Source organism: Pseudomonas machongensis (assembly GCF_034961125.1).
GTDB classification, from domain to species: Bacteria; Pseudomonadota; Gammaproteobacteria; order Pseudomonadales; family Pseudomonadaceae; genus Aquipseudomonas; species Aquipseudomonas machongensis.
In genome coordinates, this window is record NZ_JAYFUI010000039.1 from 5136 (window position 1) to 24700 (window position 19565).

20 protein-coding genes and 1 pseudogene are annotated in these 19565 nt (G+C 62.4%); 15 read left to right on the plus strand and 6 right to left on the minus strand.

Annotated elements, in window-relative coordinates; translation table 11 throughout:
* Positions 1–8: 8 nt before the first annotated feature.
* From VA602_RS02535 to VA602_RS02545, 3 genes are read left to right on the plus strand one after another with little or no spacing between them, the layout of a single operon-like run.
* Positions 9–557, plus strand: coding sequence for a baseplate complex protein (locus tag VA602_RS02535; protein ID WP_323452396.1), 549 nt, complete (start codon positions 9–11; stop codon positions 555–557).
* Complete coding sequence (locus tag VA602_RS02540; RefSeq protein WP_323452386.1) at positions 554–1258, plus strand: hypothetical protein; 705 nt, start codon at positions 554–556, stop codon at positions 1256–1258. The genes VA602_RS02535 and VA602_RS02540 overlap by 4 nt, the downstream gene beginning before the upstream one ends.
* Positions 1231–2202, plus strand: a complete 972-nt coding sequence (locus VA602_RS02545) for a hypothetical protein (protein ID WP_323452387.1) — start codon at positions 1231–1233, stop codon at positions 2200–2202. Before VA602_RS02540 ends, VA602_RS02545 begins: the two co-directional genes overlap by 28 nt.
* A 177-nt stretch (positions 2203–2379) precedes the next feature.
* On the opposite strand, the gene VA602_RS02550 is transcribed toward VA602_RS02545, so the two are convergent.
* A complete protein-coding gene (locus VA602_RS02550; RefSeq protein WP_323452388.1) occupies positions 2380–3393 on the minus strand; it encodes an AbiTii domain-containing protein in 1014 nt (337 codons plus the stop codon).
* Between the two features lie 1073 nt (positions 3394–4466).
* Between VA602_RS02550 and VA602_RS02555 the strand changes: the two genes are divergently transcribed.
* Complete coding sequence (locus VA602_RS02555) at positions 4467–4727, plus strand: helix-turn-helix transcriptional regulator (protein ID WP_112897175.1); 261 nt, start codon at positions 4467–4469, stop codon at positions 4725–4727.
* Between the two features lie 261 nt (positions 4728–4988).
* Here the strand turns inward: VA602_RS02555 and VA602_RS02560 are convergent, their stop codons facing one another.
* A complete protein-coding gene (locus VA602_RS02560; RefSeq protein WP_323452389.1) occupies positions 4989–5549 on the minus strand; it encodes a TetR/AcrR family transcriptional regulator in 561 nt (186 codons plus the stop codon).
* 87 nt (positions 5550–5636) lie between these two features.
* On the opposite strand from VA602_RS02560, the gene VA602_RS02565 reads away from it, so the two are divergent.
* The gene (locus tag VA602_RS02565) at positions 5637–6857 is read left to right on the plus strand and encodes an MFS transporter (protein WP_323452390.1); all 1221 of its coding nucleotides are present in this window, start codon (positions 5637–5639) and stop codon (positions 6855–6857) included.
* A 15-nt stretch (positions 6858–6872) separates the two neighbouring features.
* Here VA602_RS02565 and VA602_RS02570 read toward each other — a convergent pair whose 3' ends face one another.
* Both VA602_RS02570 and VA602_RS02575 read right to left on the minus strand, forming a co-directional pair.
* Positions 6873–7421, minus strand: coding sequence for a serine acetyltransferase (locus tag VA602_RS02570; RefSeq protein ID WP_063542366.1), 549 nt, complete (start codon positions 7419–7421; stop codon positions 6873–6875).
* Between the two features lie 20 nt (positions 7422–7441).
* Positions 7442–8092 carry a glycosyltransferase family 25 protein gene (locus VA602_RS02575; protein ID WP_226938331.1) on the minus strand — a complete coding sequence of 217 codons (651 nt, stop codon included), beginning with the start codon at positions 8090–8092 and terminating at the stop codon, positions 7442–7444.
* A 210-nt stretch (positions 8093–8302) separates the two neighbouring features.
* Here VA602_RS02575 and VA602_RS02580 point away from each other — a divergent pair, with 210 nt between their 5' ends.
* The 10 genes from VA602_RS02580 (at position 8303) to VA602_RS02625 (ending at position 19022) form a co-directional block, all read left to right on the plus strand.
* Entirely contained in the window at positions 8303–8764 is a 462-nt protein-coding gene (locus VA602_RS02580) for an Lrp/AsnC family transcriptional regulator (RefSeq protein WP_063542364.1), read from the plus strand.
* Between the two features lie 165 nt (positions 8765–8929).
* Positions 8930–10612 carry a flavin monoamine oxidase family protein gene (locus VA602_RS02585; protein ID WP_200602875.1) on the plus strand — a complete coding sequence of 561 codons (1683 nt, stop codon included), beginning with the start codon at positions 8930–8932 and terminating at the stop codon, positions 10610–10612.
* A gap of 15 nt (positions 10613–10627) precedes the next feature.
* Complete coding sequence (locus VA602_RS02590; protein WP_323452391.1) at positions 10628–11422, plus strand: carbon-nitrogen hydrolase family protein; 795 nt, start codon at positions 10628–10630, stop codon at positions 11420–11422.
* A gap of 91 nt (positions 11423–11513) precedes the next feature.
* Positions 11514–13847, plus strand: coding sequence for a pyrroloquinoline quinone biosynthesis protein PqqF (pqqF, locus tag VA602_RS02595; protein WP_323452392.1), 2334 nt, complete (start codon positions 11514–11516; stop codon positions 13845–13847).
* A 167-nt stretch (positions 13848–14014) separates the two neighbouring features.
* A complete protein-coding gene (pqqA, locus tag VA602_RS02600; RefSeq protein ID WP_081255326.1) occupies positions 14015–14092 on the plus strand; it encodes a pyrroloquinoline quinone precursor peptide PqqA in 78 nt (25 codons plus the stop codon).
* 72 nt (positions 14093–14164) lie between these two features.
* Entirely contained in the window at positions 14165–15076 is a 912-nt protein-coding gene (pqqB, locus tag VA602_RS02605) for a pyrroloquinoline quinone biosynthesis protein PqqB (RefSeq protein ID WP_323452393.1), read from the plus strand.
* A gap of 9 nt (positions 15077–15085) precedes the next feature.
* Complete coding sequence (gene pqqC / locus VA602_RS02610) at positions 15086–15841, plus strand: pyrroloquinoline-quinone synthase PqqC (protein ID WP_054892199.1); 756 nt, start codon at positions 15086–15088, stop codon at positions 15839–15841.
* Positions 15838–16113: a pyrroloquinoline quinone biosynthesis peptide chaperone PqqD gene (gene pqqD / locus VA602_RS02615; protein ID WP_323452394.1), complete on the plus strand. Its 276-nt coding sequence runs from the start codon at positions 15838–15840 to the stop codon at positions 16111–16113. Before pqqC ends, pqqD begins: the two co-directional genes overlap by 4 nt.
* The gene (pqqE, locus tag VA602_RS02620; protein WP_151925266.1) at positions 16085–17233 is read left to right on the plus strand and encodes a pyrroloquinoline quinone biosynthesis protein PqqE; all 1149 of its coding nucleotides are present in this window, start codon (positions 16085–16087) and stop codon (positions 17231–17233) included. Before pqqD ends, pqqE begins: the two co-directional genes overlap by 29 nt.
* Positions 17199–19022 (plus strand): S9 family peptidase, encoded by a 1824-nt coding sequence (locus VA602_RS02625; RefSeq protein WP_323452395.1) that lies wholly within the window; start codon positions 17199–17201, stop codon positions 19020–19022. The genes pqqE and VA602_RS02625 overlap by 35 nt, the downstream gene beginning before the upstream one ends.
* A 27-nt stretch (positions 19023–19049) precedes the next feature.
* Here VA602_RS02625 and VA602_RS02630 read toward each other — a convergent pair whose 3' ends face one another.
* On the minus strand, positions 19050–19208 hold the full coding sequence (locus tag VA602_RS02630) for a YqaE/Pmp3 family membrane protein (protein ID WP_003177654.1): 159 nt from the start codon (positions 19206–19208) through the stop codon (positions 19050–19052).
* Between the two features lie 154 nt (positions 19209–19362).
* A pseudogene (locus VA602_RS02635) lies at positions 19363–19565 on the minus strand (aspartate aminotransferase family protein); the annotation flags it as partial.

A 19565-nucleotide genomic window follows, 5' to 3' on the forward strand; every position in this document is an offset into this window, starting at 1 on the left:
GTGGGCCTATGACACTGCTGCTGCTCGACGGTACCGCGATTCAGGGCAAAGGCCTGAAAGTGACCGCAAACCTGCGCATCGAGGCGGACGACCTGTCCGGGCAAACCAGCAACACAGAGACGGCGCACAAGGGCTTCAAGCCCAAGACCCTCACCGTGACGCTGAACATCCCATACAAGAACGCCGCCTGGCTGCGCGATCTGATGCGCGTGGCCGAGGCCACCGAGGGCGGTGGCCAGCTCAAGACGTACCGCGTCGTCAACGACACCGCCGCCGCGTTCGGCATGCGCCAAGTGCAGTTCGCCGAGGGTGTGAGCGCCCGTGAAGATGACATTCTTGCCATGTGGCGCATCCAGTTCGGGCTGACCGAGAAGAAGTCGAACCCGGAGAAGGTCGAGAAGCGCAGTGCCAAGGGCGCCGTCACCGCTCAATCCGGTACCGGATCCGCCGTTGGTGGTGCCGGTAGTGGCGGCGGGGACGATGGCCAGAAGCAGGAGCTGACCGGCTTCGAGGCGACCCTGAAAAAGGTGGATGACTGGCTTGGGGGTGGCAAATGAAGCTGCACCAGGTATTGAGCGTGGCCGGGGTCGGATATGACCTGGTCAAGGCAGACGTACGCCTCGAGCTGCGAACCCCAGGCCGGGCGACGTTCACGGTCCAGGCCGCGCAGCCATTGAAAGGCCTGGTGGCATTCGACCTGGGCTACAACGACAAGCCACTGCAGCGGCATTTCCTGGGCTACGTCGAACGGAGTACCGCAGCGAACTCGAAACAGCAGGTGCTGTTCTGCCGCGAGCTCGCCGCGATCCTGGCCAAGCCGATGCCGATGAACCTGCGCCATGTGGACCTGCGCGCCGTGCTCGAGGAGGCCAGCCGCCAAACCGGGCTGCGCTTCCGCGTCCCCGATCGGCCCTACGCCTCGAGCCGGGCGCCGTACTTCTACAGCCTGGCGGCGGGCTACCAGGCGATGGAAAGCCTGGCCCAGGTCTACGACATTCCCGACTTCATGTGGCAGCAGCAGGGCGACGGCGAGGTCTTCGTGGGCAGTTGGGCCGACAGCTATTTCGGCGTGCGTCCTGCGCTGCAGCTGCCCGTCGAGCTGTTCGACAGCTACCAGGGCAACCAGAGCGCCATGATCGCGGCCCTTCCCGGGCTGCGACCTGGTGCAACGATCAACCAGGGCGAGCGCGTCACCCACGTGGCCCTCGCCGGCAACCAGATGGCCATTCGATGGAAGACGCAATCCGCCGCGCTGTAGAGCGCCAATTTCCCGAGATCACCGGGGGCTATCACCTGCCGCGCTTCGGTCGCGTGGTCGCGGTACCGGACGCGCCGGCGGCGCCCGGGCTGTGCGACGACTTCCGCCCGCGGTTCGGCGTGGATGTCCAGGTACTGCTGCCAGACGGCGAGCCAGATCCGGCGCTGCCGGTGTTCACCAGCCTGCCACTGCCGGCGCCCATGGGCGGCCAGGAAGCCGGTATGTTCGGTTTCCCCGAGGAGGGCACGACCGTGGTCGTGTCGTTCGCCTACGGCCTGCCGCACAAGCCGTTTATCCAGCAGATCCTGCCGCACGGGCTGAGCCTGCCCCGGGTGCCGAAAGGCGACCAGGTCTGGCAGCACAGCGAGGCCTGCCAGCAGCGCGTGGACGCGGACGGCAACTGGCTGCGCCAGACGGATGGAAAGATCCAGGACAAGGCGATCGAGCGCGAGGTGGAGTCGCTGGCCAACCGCGAGCAGTTCCAGAGCCACACCAGGAACGTGGACGACCACTCGACCGAGACGGTAGGCGGGGTGAAGAAGGTCGAAGCCCTAGGCGCGCTCAAGCTGCTGTCCGGCGGATCCGCGAGCCTGGCCGCTGTGGATGACCTGCACCAGGCCACCGGGCGCGATCTCAACCTGGTGGTGGGGCAGAAGCTCAATGCGACGATCGGCGGTGACTACCAGGAGCAGATCCAGGGCCTGCGCCGGAGCGTAGTCACAGTGAGTCAGCGCCTGCAGGCGCCGAAAACGTGGCTGGGATCGGAGGGGGTCAACGTGCTGCAGGTGCTGTGTGACCTGCTGGACCTGGTGGAGAAAATGAACCAGGACCTGGCCGCGCATACGCATGGGCCAAGTCCGGTACCGAGCAACGCCGGCGCGTTCACTGGCGCCGGCGCTTCGACCAAGGTGCTATCAGCCCAGCTGAAGCCGATCACTCTGTGATGAGAAGTTCAAGCGTAGCGCGATGGGCCAGAAGTTCTTGAGTGGTGGGCGCCAATGCTTACGCCGGTTGCTCTCCCACCACTCATCCTCATTCTTGACCACATGTAGATGAGGCTAGGGGACCCTTCGGCGTCCTCATTTCGGGTTCACATCTACGGCAATCAAAGTGCCGCTTTTTCACTCCGACTCAGTGTCCACAAGGTGTCCAGCTTCTTCCGATGGATTCCCTGTTAAGACTAATCTCTCTTCCCGCAGCTTCAAAATGTCACCAACCACCAAGTACGTGTAGATCACATACCGGTCTGCTTCATCCTGAGATGAAATCACCGAATGCGACCCTTTCTGAGCAGCCTTGAAAATTGCGTCAAGTCTCTCACCCAGATATTTCATGTGAGATCCAACAATCTCGTCAAAACGCTCCGAATCTGAATTATCCTCAACATAAGCTACGAGCCTATTAATGTAATTATCTGGACCAAGCTTTATCGCATGATCCTTATTACCCCGCTTCACTATTTTATCTTCTCGCGCAGGATAAAGAGCATCCGCTGTATCTTGTAAAATCCGACGACAGCTATGCACCGCATTTGACCAATCTTCAGTATTAGTAGAGTCTAAATTTTCGTAGATCGCAGTAAACTTCCTAACAGCATCTGGCACTAAGGTACCGATCACACGATCCACACCCTCTCTTGTCCTGTTAAATACGTCATATGCCACTTCGGAAAACTTTAGCTCATAGTAGACTTCAGAGACAAAGGAGTGAAGGTATGCCCGACGTGAGGCTAGTCTAGCCGAAGCCTTATTTAGCTCGCCCAAATACTTATTACGCTCCATAGGATTCGTTGCAGCTTCTAACGCTATACGGCTAGCAGAAAGTGTACTTTCCATCTCATCAATCGAGGCAGTTAACCCATGCTCTCTAAGCTTCGATGGCTCCTTTAAATCTTTTACCTTATAAATTCTTCCTGACTTAGCCAATAACTTCCAAACATTAGATGGCACCCCATTGGGACTTGACGGATATCCACTTGCCTCATATAAGAAAATCTGCTGATCCTCAAGACGCGCCGTGAGTCTAGCGAGCCGACTTGTGCGTAGGGCTACTTGGGTAAGTGAAGCAGTACACATTTCCACGTCATCAAGAATGGATTTAGCTAGATCCATCATCTCTGCCATTTTCTTCGTCATATCAGACCCTTCCTTATTTTGGCCATTGAGACTAGAGATTTCAAATTCACAAACTCAGCCAAATAGCCGGTAGTAAAATACGTGAGTCTTTCTCTGTACCTCACACTCCAAGTCCGACTGATAGAGACCGTCGGCCTTGGTGATGCTCAACTCAGCGCAGTGCAACTCAACATACAGATCCTACGCATGGCTCGACGTCTGAGTTTTTGGCGGGATGTCCGTCAACGCGCACCACTACTCGATAAACGCCTCACCACCCCTTTGAATATTCCCGGCAGTTACGCCCCCAATCGATGATGGGCAAGTGGCCAGCATATCGAAAAAAACAGCGTCACATAAAAAGACAGTCGAAAAAAAATCTTGTGCCAAAATCACTTATCCCCCTCCCGCCGACGCGCTTCACCTCGTAGAAAAGTGAAAAGGACCAGGTGGGTGCAACGGTGAGCTACAGCAGGCACGGCGCGGGCCACCAGGGAGGAAGGGCCATTGCACGCCGTGCAAGGAATTGAACAGGTGTGCAATCAGGTACAGCTACGAACGTCCACATTACGTCCACACCACCAACCGAAACCCGCCCCACATGTATGTACATATTCAATAAAATCAGTGTATTGCGGGGTTTTCACAACGACAACAGGCATTTTTTTCGGGCTCATAATCCTTTGGTCCACGGTTCGAGTCCGTGTGGGCCCACCATCTTCGAAGCCGCGCATTGCGCGGCTTTTGCGTTTTTGGCGGAACCACCTCAGATACCGTCCAATCGCATTGGTAACCTTCCAATAAGATGAAGACTCCGGAATGTCAGAGGCCTGGTTACCTGTGGCCCAGCGTGCTGACTATCACCCAAGTACCAGGGCTTTAGCGCGCGAAGCTAACAACGCTTCCAGACGGAAACCGATGCAGATGCTGAGTAAAACCTGTGGCTTTGCAGCCTCCGGGCTACAAAATCCTAGCTCCACACGCACTATGTAGCCTATGAGCTACAAAATCAGCACAGGTGATACTTGTTAGAATGTAGCTCACGGGCTACATTTCCTGGCATTACACCTATTTTTGATGCCCAAGAGATACAAATGACTACTCTCTACGACGTTTCCGAGATGCTGAAACAGGCGCGTGGCGACGCGAAGCTGAGTCAGGAAGCGCTGGCCAGCCGTGCCGGCGTCTCGCGCACGACTGTGGCGCGGATGGAAACACTGGCCAAGGGCGATATGAGTGTTTCAGTGCTGGTTCGGTTGCTGGAAGCGGCCGGCTACGACCTGAAGCTGGTCAAAGCCGGACACCAGCGCACGGTTGAAGACATCCTCAAAGAGCAGCGGTCAGGGAGCGTTTAAGCATGATCCTCGATGTACACGTCAGCTCAAGACGGGTGGCCAAGCTGTATCTTCACGCACCTTCGCTTAAATAAGCTCAACACCATTTACTACGCTGCTTTCAGCTAACTGTACCTGCGCTAAGCCAAGCCCAGTTTCTGGGCTTGACGCGTTGCTAAGCACCTCATGGCCTTTGACCCAGGGTTCGAGTCCGTGTGGGCCCGCCAGATGCAAAAAAGCCGCGCATCAGCGCGGCTTTTTTGCATCTGGCGGCAAACACCCTCAGCCGCCAATCCCCTCCAGCGTCACCTCTACCAACGCCTCCACATACGCCACCTCCAGCGGCTCACCGGAAAACAGAATCCGGTACACCAGCGGTGCCATCAGTCTATCGACCACGCGATCATTGCTCGGAACCGGCTCACCGCGTGCCACTGCGCGTTCGAGAATCGCGCCAAACTGTGCCGTGGCAATCTCCAGGCAGCGTCCGGAGCAGCCGCCGCCTGCCGCCAGCAAGTCGAGCACCGCGGCGCGGCCGGGTACCGATGACGTCTCTTCCATGTACTGGATGCCCCAGGCGAGCAAATCTCCAGACAGGCTGCCGGTGTCGGTCGGGCCGCTGTCCGGGCGGATGCGCTGCAGCGCAACGTCACCCAGCAGTTCGTTGAGGTCGCCCCAGCGTCGATAGATGGTCGAAGGCGTTACTCCGGCGCGGGCAGCGATCAGCGGCACGGTCAGTTCGCCACGCTCGCGCTCCTCCAGCAGCTGATTGACCGCATTGTGGACCGAGGCCTGGACCCTCGCACTACGCCCGCCTGGGCGCACGCCCTGATTGATCGCCATATGCACCTTAACGCAAAGAGTTTGCTTTTATCTCGAAACAGGTTCATCGTCTGCAAAAGCTAACTCTTAGCCTTTGCGAGAGCAACCATGAGCGATACCTTACCCAAAAGCATGCGCGAACGCCGCAACGGTCTGTCTCGCGCTGCCTCCCTGTGGTTATTGGGGGCGATACTGATCGCCTTCTCGGCTGCGGCCAGCGCGCCGACACCCCTCTACGCCCTCTACCGCGAAACCTGGGGCTTCTCGCCGGCCTTGCTGAGTGTGGTCTTCAGCATCTACGCGGGCGGTTTGCTGCTGACGTTGCTGGTGTGCGGCTCGCTGTCCGATCACATCGGCAGGCGCCCAGTGATAGCAGCCGCCTTGGCACTGGAGGTGTTGGCCATGGCGGTATTCCTGCGTGCAGAATCGGTCGAGGCGTTGATCGTCGCCCGCTTGCTGCAGGGCTGCGCCACAGGGCTTGCTACCAGCGTGCTGGGCGCGGCGTTGCTGGACTTCGACCGCGAGCGCGGGCCGCTGCTCAACAGCGTGACGCCGATGCTGGGCCTGGCCCTTGGTGCCTTGGGCAGTAGTGCGTTGATGCAGTTTTCCGGCGAACCGCTGCACCGGGTGTTCCTGGTTCTGTTGGGGATCTTTGCGTTGTTCGCGTTGGTGCTGGCGCGCCTGCCGGAAAGCATCAGCCGTCAGCCCGGTGCATGGGCCTCACTGCGGCCACGGGTGCGGATTCCGCCGCAGGCCCGGCGGGCCTTCTGGCGGATCGCACCGCTGAATGCGAGTCTCTGGGCATTGGGGGGCTTCTACCTGTCGCTGGGGCCGACGCTCGCGCGCCAGGTCACAGGGCTGCAGGCACCGCTGGTCGGCGGCACCCTGGTCTTTCTCCTCACCAGCTGCGGCGCGCTGGGCATCTTCGCCATGCGCAACAGCGAGGCCCAGGTGATCCTGCGCCGCGGCAGCCTGGCACTGGTCACCGGCCTGCTGCTGACCCTGATCGGCGTGGACTGCGGCCTGGCCTGGCTGTTCTTCCTCGGCACCGCAGTCGCCGGCCTGGGCTTTGGTGGCGGATTTCTCGGCGCCTTGCGCTCGGTCGTGCCGCTGGCCCACGCTCACGAACGCGGCGGGCTGATGGCCGGGTTCTATGTGCTGAGTTACCTGGCCTTCAGCCTGCCGGCAGTTGCCGCCGGCATCGCCACCCAGCATGTCGGGCTGGTCGTTACCACCAATGCCTATGCCTGTGTGTTGCTGCTGGCGGCAGTCATGGTGCTTTTGTCGGGCAGTCGCAGCAATCGTTCGCCTGCAGCGTCGGTCGGCTGAACCTCACGGCAACCGTCAGCGCTGCAGCAGCGTCGCCTGCCGTGGGTTGTAGAACGTCGTGTCGGCGGGAATGTCGCGGGTGACCAGTGACATCGCACCGATCACCACGTTGTCACCGATGCGCAGGCGGTCGGCGATGATGCAACTGTTGGCACCCAGGCTGACGTTGTCGCCGATCTCCAGCGCGTAGTGCTCCAGCCCCAAGGTCTTGATACCGATCGTGCAGTTCTGGCGAATGAAGAAATTGCGCCCGATCCGTACATGCCGAGTGATGACAACGCCCGGCAGATGGGCGATGCGCAACCCAGGCGCAATCTGCGCGCCGATGTCGATGTCCAGCGCATACTTCAGATTGAGTCGCTGCTGCATGCCGCGGGCATACCGGCGGGCCAGCCCCCCTTTGCCGTCCAGGTACTGAGCCAGACGGTAGGAAAACAGGAAGCGCAGCTTGTTATCCCTGCGTGAACGACGCAGGACGTTACTCAGCAAACTGACCAATCGCCCCGGCTTCTTTTTGTTGGAGACTTCCAGTCGCCAGCACTCCAGCAGATGTTCGAAGGTCAATGCCGGTTTCCCCTGCGCTATCAAAAGCCCCAGCGTAACAAGGTTTTCCAGAAATACTTCAGCGGCGAGCGCAGGTGGCGCCCCCAGTTCTGCTGCCACTGCGCATCCTCATGCCGGGCGACACGCGCATCCTGGGAGGCGGCAGTGCTGATGCGGCGGAACAGCATCGGGTAGGCGCAGTGCTGCTTGATCCGTCGCTTGAACAGGCTGTCCAGCGTTCTACCGTCGTAGGGCGCGGCAACCAGCACTCGACAGCCTTCCTGGGAAAGAATGTACGCATGCGGTGCACTGACCCGCCCACGGGCGATGAATGGAAACCAGGTCAGCCAGGTGCGGCCCATCGTATAGCCCAGGTGCAGGCTCTCGAACGGCCGGGTGGCGATGAAGCGGTTGATCCAGTTGATCGACGTGGCACGCCAGTCGTAGGGCTTGGCATCGTCCTCGAAAATCAGGATGCGCTGCCAGCCGTGCTCCAGGGCCATCAGCGCCAAGGCGCGATGGGACTCGTAGTGGCCCCGAATCGGGTTGATGTCCTTGTCCCTGAGGTGGAAGACCAGTGGATTGCCAATCCTGCTGCCCACTTCCCGCATGAAGCGCTCGCGGCTGTCCTGCCGATCGCGCAAGGAAACACAGAACGCCGCATCGACGTCGAACTTGAACAGGCTGGACACGTGGCACCTACAGCTAGGCAGAGGGGATTTCTGGCGTCAATTCTTTAGCGAGAATGATTATCAAATACCAAGTGCCGCATCATAATACGCACCCGCTCAAGGACAGAAGTGAAATCGATTTAATCATTTTGCCATCATCGTGCGAACGGCTCATCTTGCCGCCCGAGCCCAGGTCTGGCTAGGCTAGCGCACCCATTGCAGAGATTTGTCATGCCGGACTCCCGCGCCATCGCCCTCGACGAAATCGATCGTCAGCTCATTGCCCTGCTGCAGATCAACGCCCGCGAAAACGTCGCTACCCTCGCACGCCAGCTGGGCATCGCCCGCACCACCGTCACGTCGCGTCTGGCGCGCCTGGAGAAGCACAAGGTGATCACCGGCTACGGCGTGCGCCTGGGCCAGCGCCTGGTCGGGGGTGGTCTGCAGGCCTATGTCGGCATCACGGTGCAACCACGATCAGGGCGCGAAGTGGTGCGCCGCCTGTCGGCGATGGGGCAGGTACAGCAGCTGTGCGCGGTGAGTGGCGAGTTCGACTACGTTGCCTGGCTGCTCAGTGACTCACCGGAACAGCTGGACCAGTTGCTCGACCAGATTGGCAGCCTGGAAGGGGTGGAAAAGACCACCACCTCGATCATCCTCAGCAGCAAGGTGGATCGCGGGCAGCCTGGATAGGCGTTTGTCATAATGCGAATCCTGATCGTCATAACGACATATCAGCCTGCATATCGACGCCACTATTGCTCTTAATTACGAACGCCGCGCTTCATAAAATGACCACCAGGCATTTCCTATACTCAGGCTCCGCTCTCAGCGCAGCCGCTCTGGCAAGGTCATCAGATGAACAAGAAAAACCGCCACCCCGTCGACGGCAAGCCGCCGGTCACCATCTTCGGCCCTGATTTTCCCTTCGCCTTCGATGACTGGCTCGAGCATCCCGCAGGCCTTGGCAGCATTCCCGCCGAACGGCATGGCGAGGAAGTGGCGATCGTCGGTGCTGGCATCGCCGGGCTTGTGGCGGCCTACGAGCTGATGAAGCTGGGCCTCAAGCCGGTCGTCTACGAAGCCTCGAAGCTCGGCGGGCGCCTGCGCTCGCAGGCCTTCAACGGCACCGACGGTATCGTCGCCGAGCTGGGCGGCATGCGCTTCCCGGTATCGTCCACCGCGTTCTACCACTATGTCGACAAGCTCGGCCTGGAAACGAAACCCTTCCCCAACCCGCTGACCCCGGCGTCGGGCAGCACGGTGATCGATCTCGAAGGCCAGACCTACTACGCCGAGAAAGCCGCCGACCTGCCGGCCCTGTTCCACGAGGTGGCCGAAGCCTGGGCCGATGCACTGGAGGACGGCGCACGCTTCGGCGAGATTCAGCAGGCCATCCGCGAGCGCGACGTACCGCGCCTGAAGGCCCTGTGGGATACCCTGGTGCCGCTGTGGGACGACCGCACCTTCTACGATTTCGTCGCCACCTCCAAAGCCTTCGCCAAGCTGAGCTTCCAACACCGGGAAGTGTTCGGCCAGGTCGGTTTCGGCACCGGCGGCTGGGATTCGGACTTCCCCAACTCGATGCTGGAAATCTTCCGCGTGGTCATGACCAACTGCGACGATCACCAGCACCTGGTGGTCGGAGGTGTGGAGCAAGTGCCGCAGGGCATCTGGCGGCATGTGCCGGACAGCACTGCGCACTGGCCGGCCGGCACCAGTCTTCGCTCGCTGCACGGCGGCGCGCCGCGGGCCGGGGTCAAGCGCATCGCCCGCGCCAGCGATGGCCGCCTGGCGGTTACCGACAACTATGGCGACACCCGCCACTACGCCGCCGTGCTCACCACCTGCCAGAGCTGGCTGCTGACCACCCAGATCGACTGCGAAGAGTCGCTGTTCTCGCAGAAGATGTGGATGGCCCTGGACCGCACCCGCTACATGCAGTCGTCGAAGACCTTCGTCATGGTCGATCGCCCGTTCTGGAAGGACAAGGATCCGCAGACCGGCCGCGACCTGCTGAGCATGACGCTCACCGATCGCCTGACCCGCGGCACCTACCTGTTCGACAACGGCGACGACAAGCCGGGAGTGATCTGCCTGTCGTACGCATGGATGAGCGATGCGCTGAAGATGCTGCCGCACCCGACCGAAAAACGCGTGCAGCTTGCCCTGGATGCGCTTAAGAAGATCTACCCGAAAACCGACATCGCCGGGCACATCATCGGCGACCCGATCACCATCTCCTGGGAGGCCGACCCCTACTTCCTCGGCGCCTTCAAAGGTGCGCTGCCAGGTCACTACCGCTACAACCAGCGCATGTACGCGCACTTCATGCAACAGGACCTGCCCCCCGAGCAGCGTGGCATCTTCATTGCTGGCGACGACGTGTCCTGGACCCCGGCCTGGGTCGAAGGCGCGGTGCAGACGTCGCTGAATGCGGTGTGGGGTATCATGAACCACTTCGGCGGCAAGACCCATGCGGACAATCCCGGGCCGGGCGACGTGTTCCACGAGATCGGCCCTATCGCCCTGCCTGACTGAGACGAGGAGGCGCTCATGCGCATCGCCCTGTTCCAGGGAGCGCCCAGGCCACTGGACGTGCCCGGCAATCTAGAACGCCTGCAGCACCAGGCACAACTGGCGGCAGCGCGGGGCGCGCAACTGCTGGTGTGCCCGGAGATGTATCTCAGCGGCTACAACATCGGCGCCGAAGCCGTGCAGCGCCTGGCCGAACCTGAAGACGGACCGTCGGCCATGGCGGTGGTGGAGATTGCCCAGGCGCAGCGCATCGCCATCGTCTATGGCTACCCGGAGCGGGCCGAGGACGGCTCGATTCACAACAGCGTGCAACTGATCGACGCCCACGGCCGCAGCCTGTGCAACTACCGCAAGACCCACCTGTACGGCGAGCTGGACCGCTCGATGTTCAGCCCGGGCGCCAACCACTTTCCGGTGGTCGAGCTCGATGGCTGGAAGCTGGGGCTGCTGATCTGCTATGACATCGAATTCCCCGAGAACGCCCGGCGCCTGGCGCTTGAGGGTGCCGAGCTGATTCTGGTGCCGACCGCGAACATGACGCCCTACGACTTCGTCTGCCAGGTGACGGTGCGCTCGCGGGCGCAGGAGAACCAGTGCTATCTGGTATACGCCAACTACTGCGGGGCTGAGGCTGAGATCCAGTATTGCGGGCAGAGCAGCATCATCGGCCCGGACGGCAGCCTGCTGGCCATGGCCGGACGCGAGGAATGCCAATTGCTGGCCGACCTTGAGCACGAACGGGTGGTGAAGGGGCGTGAGGCGTTTCCGTATCTTGCGGACCTGCGGCGAGATCTTCACCGCAGTCAGGATTGAAGCAGACGGCAACGAAGCGGGTTCACCGACGAAATCGGCACCGTGGCAGATGGCACCGGCCCGGTCGCCGTAAATGCGCTAGCATCGCTCCATGACCGACGCTATCAACACACTCACCCTGCCCAACGGCCTGCGCCTGACCCTGCGCCACGCCCCGCACCTCAAGCGCGCCGCCGCCGCCTTGAGGGTTCATGCCGGCAGTCATGACGCTCCGGCGAGGTGGCCGGGCATAGCGCACTTTCTCGAGCACCTGCTGTTCCTCGGCACCGCGCGCTTCCCGCTGGAAGACGGCCTGATGCGGCATGTGCAGGCATTCGGCGGCCAGGTCAATGCCAGTACCCGCGAACGCACCACCGATTTTTTCTTCGAAGTGCCCGTCTCGGCCCTGGGCTCAGCGCTGGAGCGCCTGTGCCAGATGCTCGCCGAACCGGACCTGAGCCTGGCACGCCAGCACCGCGAGCGTGAAGTGATCCATGCGGAGTTCATCGCCTGGTCGCGCAATGCCGAGGCGCAACGCCAGTTCAGGCTGTTGCAATGCGTATCGCCACATCATCCCTTGAGCGGGTTCCACGCAGGCAACCGGTACAGCCTGGCGTTGCAGGACCCGGCTTTCCAGCGCGCGCTGGGCGACTTCCATGCTCGCTTCTATCGCGGTGGGCAGATCCATCTGAGCCTGTGCGGGCCGCAAACGCTGATGCAGCTCGAAGCTCTGGGCCGGCAGTTCGGCAGCCTGTTCAGTGCGGGCGAAATGCAAGCGCAAACGCCTCCCGCACCCTTGCTCGATAATCCCTTGATCGAGCTCGAAGCCTCCAGAGGCGGCCTTGATTTGCTGTTCGCCCACGAGCACCTTCCGCCAGGTGCCGAGCAGGCCCTGGACCTGCTGCAGGCCTGCCTGAACGACAGCCGCCCAGGCGGCTGGCTCGATGCCCTGCGCCAACGCGGCTGGCTCCAGGAGGTTCACAGCGATTCGCTGTATGCCTTTGCCGGCCAGTTGCTCTGGCACATCCGCCTGCAACTGCAGCCGGACGCCCCGCCAGCCGAGGTTCGCGCACTGCTGCACGGCTGGTTCGGCGCGTTGCGGCGCCTGGACGCCGCAGCGCTCAACAACGAGTTCGAGCGCCTTCAACACAGTCGCAAGCAAGCAGCCAGCGCACTTGAACTCGCCCGTCGGGACAGTGCCCAGCGGCCGTTCGAAGCGCTGGATGCCCAGGCACTGAAAGCCTTCAAGGCACTGCTCGATGATCTGCCGAGCGGTGAGCAGGGCCAATGGCAGCAACCGCACGATGAGCCCCTGCTGATCGCCGACCTCCCGGTTGGATGCGCAGCGCTGCCGGATGATCTGACTGTCAGCGACATCCTGCCGGTCGAGCGAGGATTCGCGACGCTGTATCTACGCTGGCGTATCGCCTCGCCCCTGCGCCAGCGCTTTCACGCAGTGCTGTCACAAGCGCTGCAACCACTGCTCGAACGCGCCCGCCGCGCCTCGCTGCAGCTGGACTTCTCTCTCATTGGCGAACACTGGCAACTGCGCTGTGCGGGCATGCCTGGCGCGGTAATCCGCACCCTCGACCTGGCCTTGGAACACCTGCGCCACCCTGCCCCCCACTTGCTGCACACACCTGCGCCCGCCGAGCCAGCGCACATCCCGATCAGGGCACTGCTCAAGGCACTGCCCGATCACCTGCGCGAGGCAACCATACAGCCACAGCCAGCCTGCCTGCTGGACCTGACAGTGCTTGGGCAGATCTGGGCCAGCGCGCCTCGACACGGGCTCGCCATCGGCTTCGCTGGCGCAGCGCAAGCGGCCCTCGGCGCGGTATTGGCACATGCACCGGGGTTGCCGGAGGCGCCACCACCGGCCTCCCAGCCATTGCCGGCCCGACGCTGGCTGCATCACCCCACGGGCGGCAGCGAGCATGCGCTGCTGCTGTTCTGCCCGGTTCCCGCACACGATGAAGGCGCAGGTCGGGTACTGGCGCAAGCGCTGCAAGGGCCGGTTTACCAGCGCCTGCGGGTCGAACTGCAACTGGGCTATGCCGTGTTCAGCGCCTTTCGTCAGATAGAAGGCCAAGGCGGCCTGCTGTTCGGTGTGCAATCGCCACAGGCAACGCCCGGCCAGATTCTCGAACACCTGCTCAGCCTGTTGGCCGACGGCGTCACGTTCGACCCCGCCGCCGTACGGGCCCTGGCCGCGCAGTTCGAGGAGCCGGCGATGGCCAATGCGGAAGTCGCCGAATGGGCCTGGCAGACATATCTGGCTACAGAGCCGACAGACCTTTCCCATCTGCGCAGGTCTATTCTCAGGACAGACCAGCCAATACTGGACAATCTGGTGAAACGCCTTCTGGACGCCGAGCACGGCTGGCTATGCCTGGCCACCAGCGAAGCACCGGATGCGCGCTTTGAGCAAATTCTCTCTGTCTGAGGCGAGGATTGTTACCTGTACTGCAAGGGCGCTTTTCGAAGAATTAACCTTTCGGTACAAATTTTTCTTGTAAGATAGCGCAATCTCAGTCAATGGAACCTCCTGACTCAGGCGGCACCAAAGTAGATAGCTGACATCCACCCACACCATCCGGAAGGAGTTCGACCATGACCACCTGGACCAAACCCGCTTACACCGACCTGCGCATCGGCTTCGAAGTCACCATGTACTTCGCCAGCCGCTAAGCAGCGCTGCAGTGCAACGCCTCGGCCCGCCGGGGCGTTTTCGTTTCATGGACCAGGGGCAAGACAGTAGCCATGTACATCCAGATTCTCGGTTCCGCCGCCGGTGGCGGTTTCCCCCAGTGGAACTGCAACTGCGTCAACTGCCAGGGCTTTCGCGATGGCAGCCTGCGCGCAACGGCACGCACCCAGTCGTCCATTGCCCTGTCCGACGACGGTGAGCACTGGATCCTGTGTAACGCCTCGCCCGACATCCGCGCCCAGCTCCAGGCCTTTGCACCGATGCAGCCGGCACGTGCCCTGCGCGACACCGGTATCGACGCGATCGTCCTGCTCGACAGCCAGATCGACCACACCACCGGCCTGCTCAGCCTGCGCGAAGGCTGCCCGCACCAGGTCTGGTGCACCGAAATGGTCCACCAGGACCTGAGCACCGGCTTCCCGCTGTTCACCATGCTCAGCCACTGGAACGGTGGCCTGCAGTGGAATCGCATCGAGCTGCAAGGCAGCTTCGTCATCCCCGCCTGCCCTGATCTGCAATTCACGCCCTTCCCATTGCGCAGCGCGGCGCCACCCTACTCGCCGCACCGTTTCGACCCGCACCCAGGCGACAACCTTGGCCTGCTGGTCGAGGACCTGCGCACCGGCGGCAAGCTGTTCTACGCGCCGGGGCTGGGTCAGGTCGACGACAAGCTGCTGCAGATGATGCACGGCGCCGACTGCCTGCTGGTCGACGGCACCCTGTGGGAAGACGATGAAATGCAGCGCCGCGGCGTCGGCACCCGCACTGGCCGCGAAATGGGCCACCTGGCCCAGAACGGCCCCGGTGGCATGCTGGAGGTGCTCGATGCCTTCCCGCGCCAGCGCAAGGTGCTTATCCACATCAACAACACCAACCCGATCCTCGACGAGGACTCCCCTGAGCGCGCCGAAGTCCAGCGCCGTGGCGTGGAAGTCGCCTACGATGGCATGAGCATCGAGTTGTAAGGAGGCCTGATGAGCGACGCACTGCCGATGTCCCCTGCCGAGTTCGAGCAGGCCCTGCGCGCCAAGGGCGCCTACTACCACATCCATCACCCCTACCACGTGGCGATGTACCAGGGCCGCGCCACGCGCGAGCAGATTCAGGGCTGGGTGGCCAACCGCTTCTACTACCAGGTGAACATCCCCATGAAGGATGCCGCGATCCTGGCCAATTGCCCGGACCGCGAAGTACGCCGCGAGTGGATCCAGCGCCTGCTCGACCACGACGGCGCCCCCGGCGAGGACGGCGGCATCGAGGCCTGGCTGCGCCTCGGCCAGGCGGTGGGCCTGGACCCGGAGCAACTGCGTTCGCAGGAACTGGTGCTGCCCGGCGTGCGCTTTGCCGTCGATGCCTATGTCAACTTCGCCCGCCGCGCCTCCTGGCAAGAAGCGGCCAGCAGCTCGCTGACCGAGCTGTTCGCCCCGCAGATCCACCAGTCGCGCCTGGACAGCTGGCCGCAGCACTATCCCTGGATCGACCCGGCTGGCTACGAGTACTTCCGCACCCGCCTGGGCCAGGCCCGACGCGATGTAGAGCACGGCCTGGCGATCACCCTGCAGCACTACACCACGCGCGAAGGGCAGGAGCGTATGCTGGAAATCCTGCAGTTCAAGCTGGATATCCTCTGGAGCATGCTCGACGCCATGAGCATGGCCTATGAACTGAACCGCCCGCCCTATCACAGCGTCACAAGCGAACGGGTCTGGCACAAGGGGATCGCACTATGAGTCTCGACCGCACATTGGTGCCGAACTGGCGCACCGGCTACCGCTTCCAGTACGAACCCGCGCAGAAGGGCCACGTGCTGCTGTACCCCGAAGGCATGATCAAGCTCAACGACAGTGCCGGCCTGATCGGTGGGCTGGTCGATGGCCAACGCGATGTCGCGGCGATCATCGCTGAGCTCGAACAGCAATTCCCCGGTATCCCGGAAGTGGCCGAGGACATCGAGCAGTTCATGGAGGTGGCCCGTGCCCAACACTGGATCACCCTCGCCTGAGGTGCCGGTCGGCCTGCCGTTGTGGCTGCTGGCCGAGCTGACCTACCGCTGCCCGCTGCAGTGCCCGTACTGCTCCAACCCGTTGGACTTCGCCGCCCAGGGCAAGGAGCTGAGCACCGAACAGTGGTTCGAGGTGATGGCTCAGGCCCGCGAAATGGGTGCGGCGCAGATCGGTTTTTCCGGCGGCGAGCCACTGGTGCGCCAGGACCTCGCCGAGCTGATCGGCGAGGCCCGGCGCTTGGGCTACTACACCAACCTGATCACTTCCGGCATCGGCCTTACCGAGCAGAAGATCGCCGCGTTCAAGCAGGCCGGTCTGGACCATATCCAGATCAGCTTCCAGGCCAGCGACGAACAGGTGAACAACCTGCTGGCCGGCTCGAAGAAAGCCTTCGCGCAGAAGCTGGAAATGGCGCGTGCGGTGAAGGCCCACGGTTATCCGATGGTGCTGAACTTCGTCACCCACCGGCACAACATCGACCGGATCGACCGCATCATCGAGCTGTGCATCGCCCTCGAAGCCGACTTCGTCGAACTTGCCACCTGTCAGTTCTACGGCTGGGCGCACCTCAATCGCCTGGGCTTGCTGCCGACCAAAGAGCAGCTCGAACGCGCCGAGCGCATCACCAACCAGTACCGTGATCGGCTGAAAGCCGACGGCAATCCGTGCAAACTGATCTTCGTCACCCCCGACTACTATGAAGAACGCCCCAAGGCCTGCATGAACGGCTGGGGCAGCCTGTTCCTGACCATCACCCCCGACGGCACCGCCCTGCCCTGTCACGGCGCGCGTCAGTTGCCGGTGCAGTTTCCCAACGTGCGCGACCACGACCTGCGGCATATCTGGTACGACTCGTTCGGCTTCAACCGCTTTCGCGGCTATGACTGGATGCCCGAACCCTGCCGTTCGTGCGACGAAAAGGAAAAGGACTTTGGCGGTTGCCGCTGCCAGGCCTTCATGCTCACTGGCGACGCCAGCAAGGCCGATCCGGTGTGCGCCAAGTCGCCGGATCACGGCATCATTCTCAAGGCCCGCGAGGAGGCGCAGACCGCTCAGATGAACATCGAACAGATGACCTTCCGCAATGAGCGCAACTCCCGTGTCATCGCCCGCGGCTGAGTTCAGCGCCACCCAGGCGGTGGCCGCCGGCACCGACTTCGCCGAACTCAAGGTCGGCGAGCAGGGGCTGTTCTGGAACGAATTCCGCCCCGCCGATGGCGCCTGCCGCATCTGGCACTGGCACCAGCAGCAGGCCCACTGCCTGACACCGGACGGTTTCAGCGCGCGCAGCCGGGTCTATGAATACGGCGGCGGCAGTTTCTGCCTGGCCCCGCAGGCGGTGGTCTTCGTCAACGAGAAGGACCAGCAGGTCTACAGCCAGGCGCTGGACGGCTCGCCCCCCCAAGCACTGACCGCAGCCTCAGAATGCCGCTATGGCGACCTGCAATGGCATGACGGCCAGGTGCTGGCGGTCGAGGAGCGGCATGGCGAATGCGTCGAGCACCGCTTGGTGACGCTGGCCGCAGGCATGCGCCAAGTACTGGCCGAAGGTGCCGACTTCTACGCCTCCCCTGTTCTGAGCCCCGACGGTCAGCGCCTGGCGTGGATCGAATGGGATCGCCCGGCGCAGCCTTGGACCCTCACCCGCCTGATGAGTCGCGCGCGGCAAGCCGACGGACACTGGGGGCCGACGCACTGCGTGGCCGGCCAGGACGAGTCCCTGCAACAGCCTCGCTTCGACACTGACGGCAGGCTGTATTGCCTGTCCGACCGCAACGGCTTCTGGCAGCCCTGGGGCGAGTTCGACGGCGGCTGGCAGGCTATCCCTGCCGAAGCTGCCGACCACGCTGCTGCGCCGTGGCAACTGGGCGCCTGCACCTGGCTGCCCTTGGGCCCGCAAGGCTATCTTGCGACCTGGTTCGACAACGGCTTCGGCAAGCTGGCGATTCGCAGCGAAGACCAAGACCTGCAAGTGTTCGCCGAGGACTACACGCGGTTTCGCAGCCTGGCGATGGACGCACAGCACCTCTATGCCATCGCTGCCTCACCCACGCGCCCACCGGCAATCCTCGCCATCGCACGCGACGGCCAGCGCAGCCGGATCCTGGCAGGTGGCGGCGAGGTACTGCCAGCCGAGCGCATCAGTTATCCACAGCCCATCAGCTACCCGAGTGGCGACGCCCTGGCCCATGGATTCTTCTACCCAGCCATGGACAGCCAGCACACCCCCCCGCTGGTGGTGTTCATCCACGGAGGCCCGACCTCGGCCTGCTACCCGGTACTCGACGCACGCATCCAGTACTGGACCCAGCGTGGTTTCGCCGTCGCCGACCTCAACTATCGCGGCAGCAGCGGCTATGGCCGCGCCTATCGCCAGGCATTGCACCTGCGCTGGGGCGAAATCGACGTGCAGGACGCCTGCGCCGCCGTTGCCTTCCTCGCCGGGCAAGGCTTGATAGACGCGGACAAGGCGTTCATTCGCGGCGGCAGTGCCGGCGGCTACACCACCCTGTGTGCCCTGGCCTTCCACGACGTATTCCGCGCGGGCGCCAGCCTCTATGGCGTCAGTGATCCCATCGCGTTGGGCAAGGCGACTCACAAGTTCGAAGGCGATTACCTGGACTGGCTGATCGGCGACCCGCAGCAAGATGCCGAGCGCTACCGGCAACGCACGCCGCTACTGCATGCTGAGCGGATCAAGGCGCCAGTGATCTTCTTCCAGGGTGAGCTGGATGCGGTGGTAGTGCCGGAACAGACCCGCAGCATGCTGGAGGCGCTGAAAGCCAATGGCATCGAAGCGGTTGGGCACTTCTACCCTGAGGAGCGTCATGGTTTTCGCAAGGCACAGAACCTTGCCCATGCGCTGGAGGAGGAATGGCGGTTCTATTGCCGGGTGTTGGCGGGTTGAGGGGGCCGCGCCCGGCCCCCTCACGCGCTAGCGCTTGGCGATGATGTACACCGCGTGCACGATCCCCGGAATGTAGCCCAACAGGGTCAGCAGGATGTTCAACCAGAACGCGCCGCCGAAGCCAACCTGCAGGAACACGCCCAAAGGCGGCAGAAGAATAGCGATGATGATACGAATGAAGTCCATGTGAAGCTCTCCTGGGATGGTTCTCAACACAGACTAGTGCGCTTCGCTCGAGGTTCCACACTGATATCACGTCTGAAAAAAAACGCCCCGGGCCAAATACAGCTGGCCAAGGGCGATGCGCAGGAACGCGAGACGGTTCGTTGAAATTCGGTGGTCAGGCCGTCGCTTCGCGGCGAACCTGTTGGTGGGAATGCAAGCGGGCGAAGGCACGGGATAACCGCTGCAGCATTTCGTCGATATTGCCCCGGCTAACGGTCAGCGCCGGCGAGAAGCGCACTACATCCGCTTGCGGGGCATTGAGCAGCAGGCCTTCGTGCAGTGCTGCCTCGACCAGTTCCTGGGCCAGCGCTTCACGCA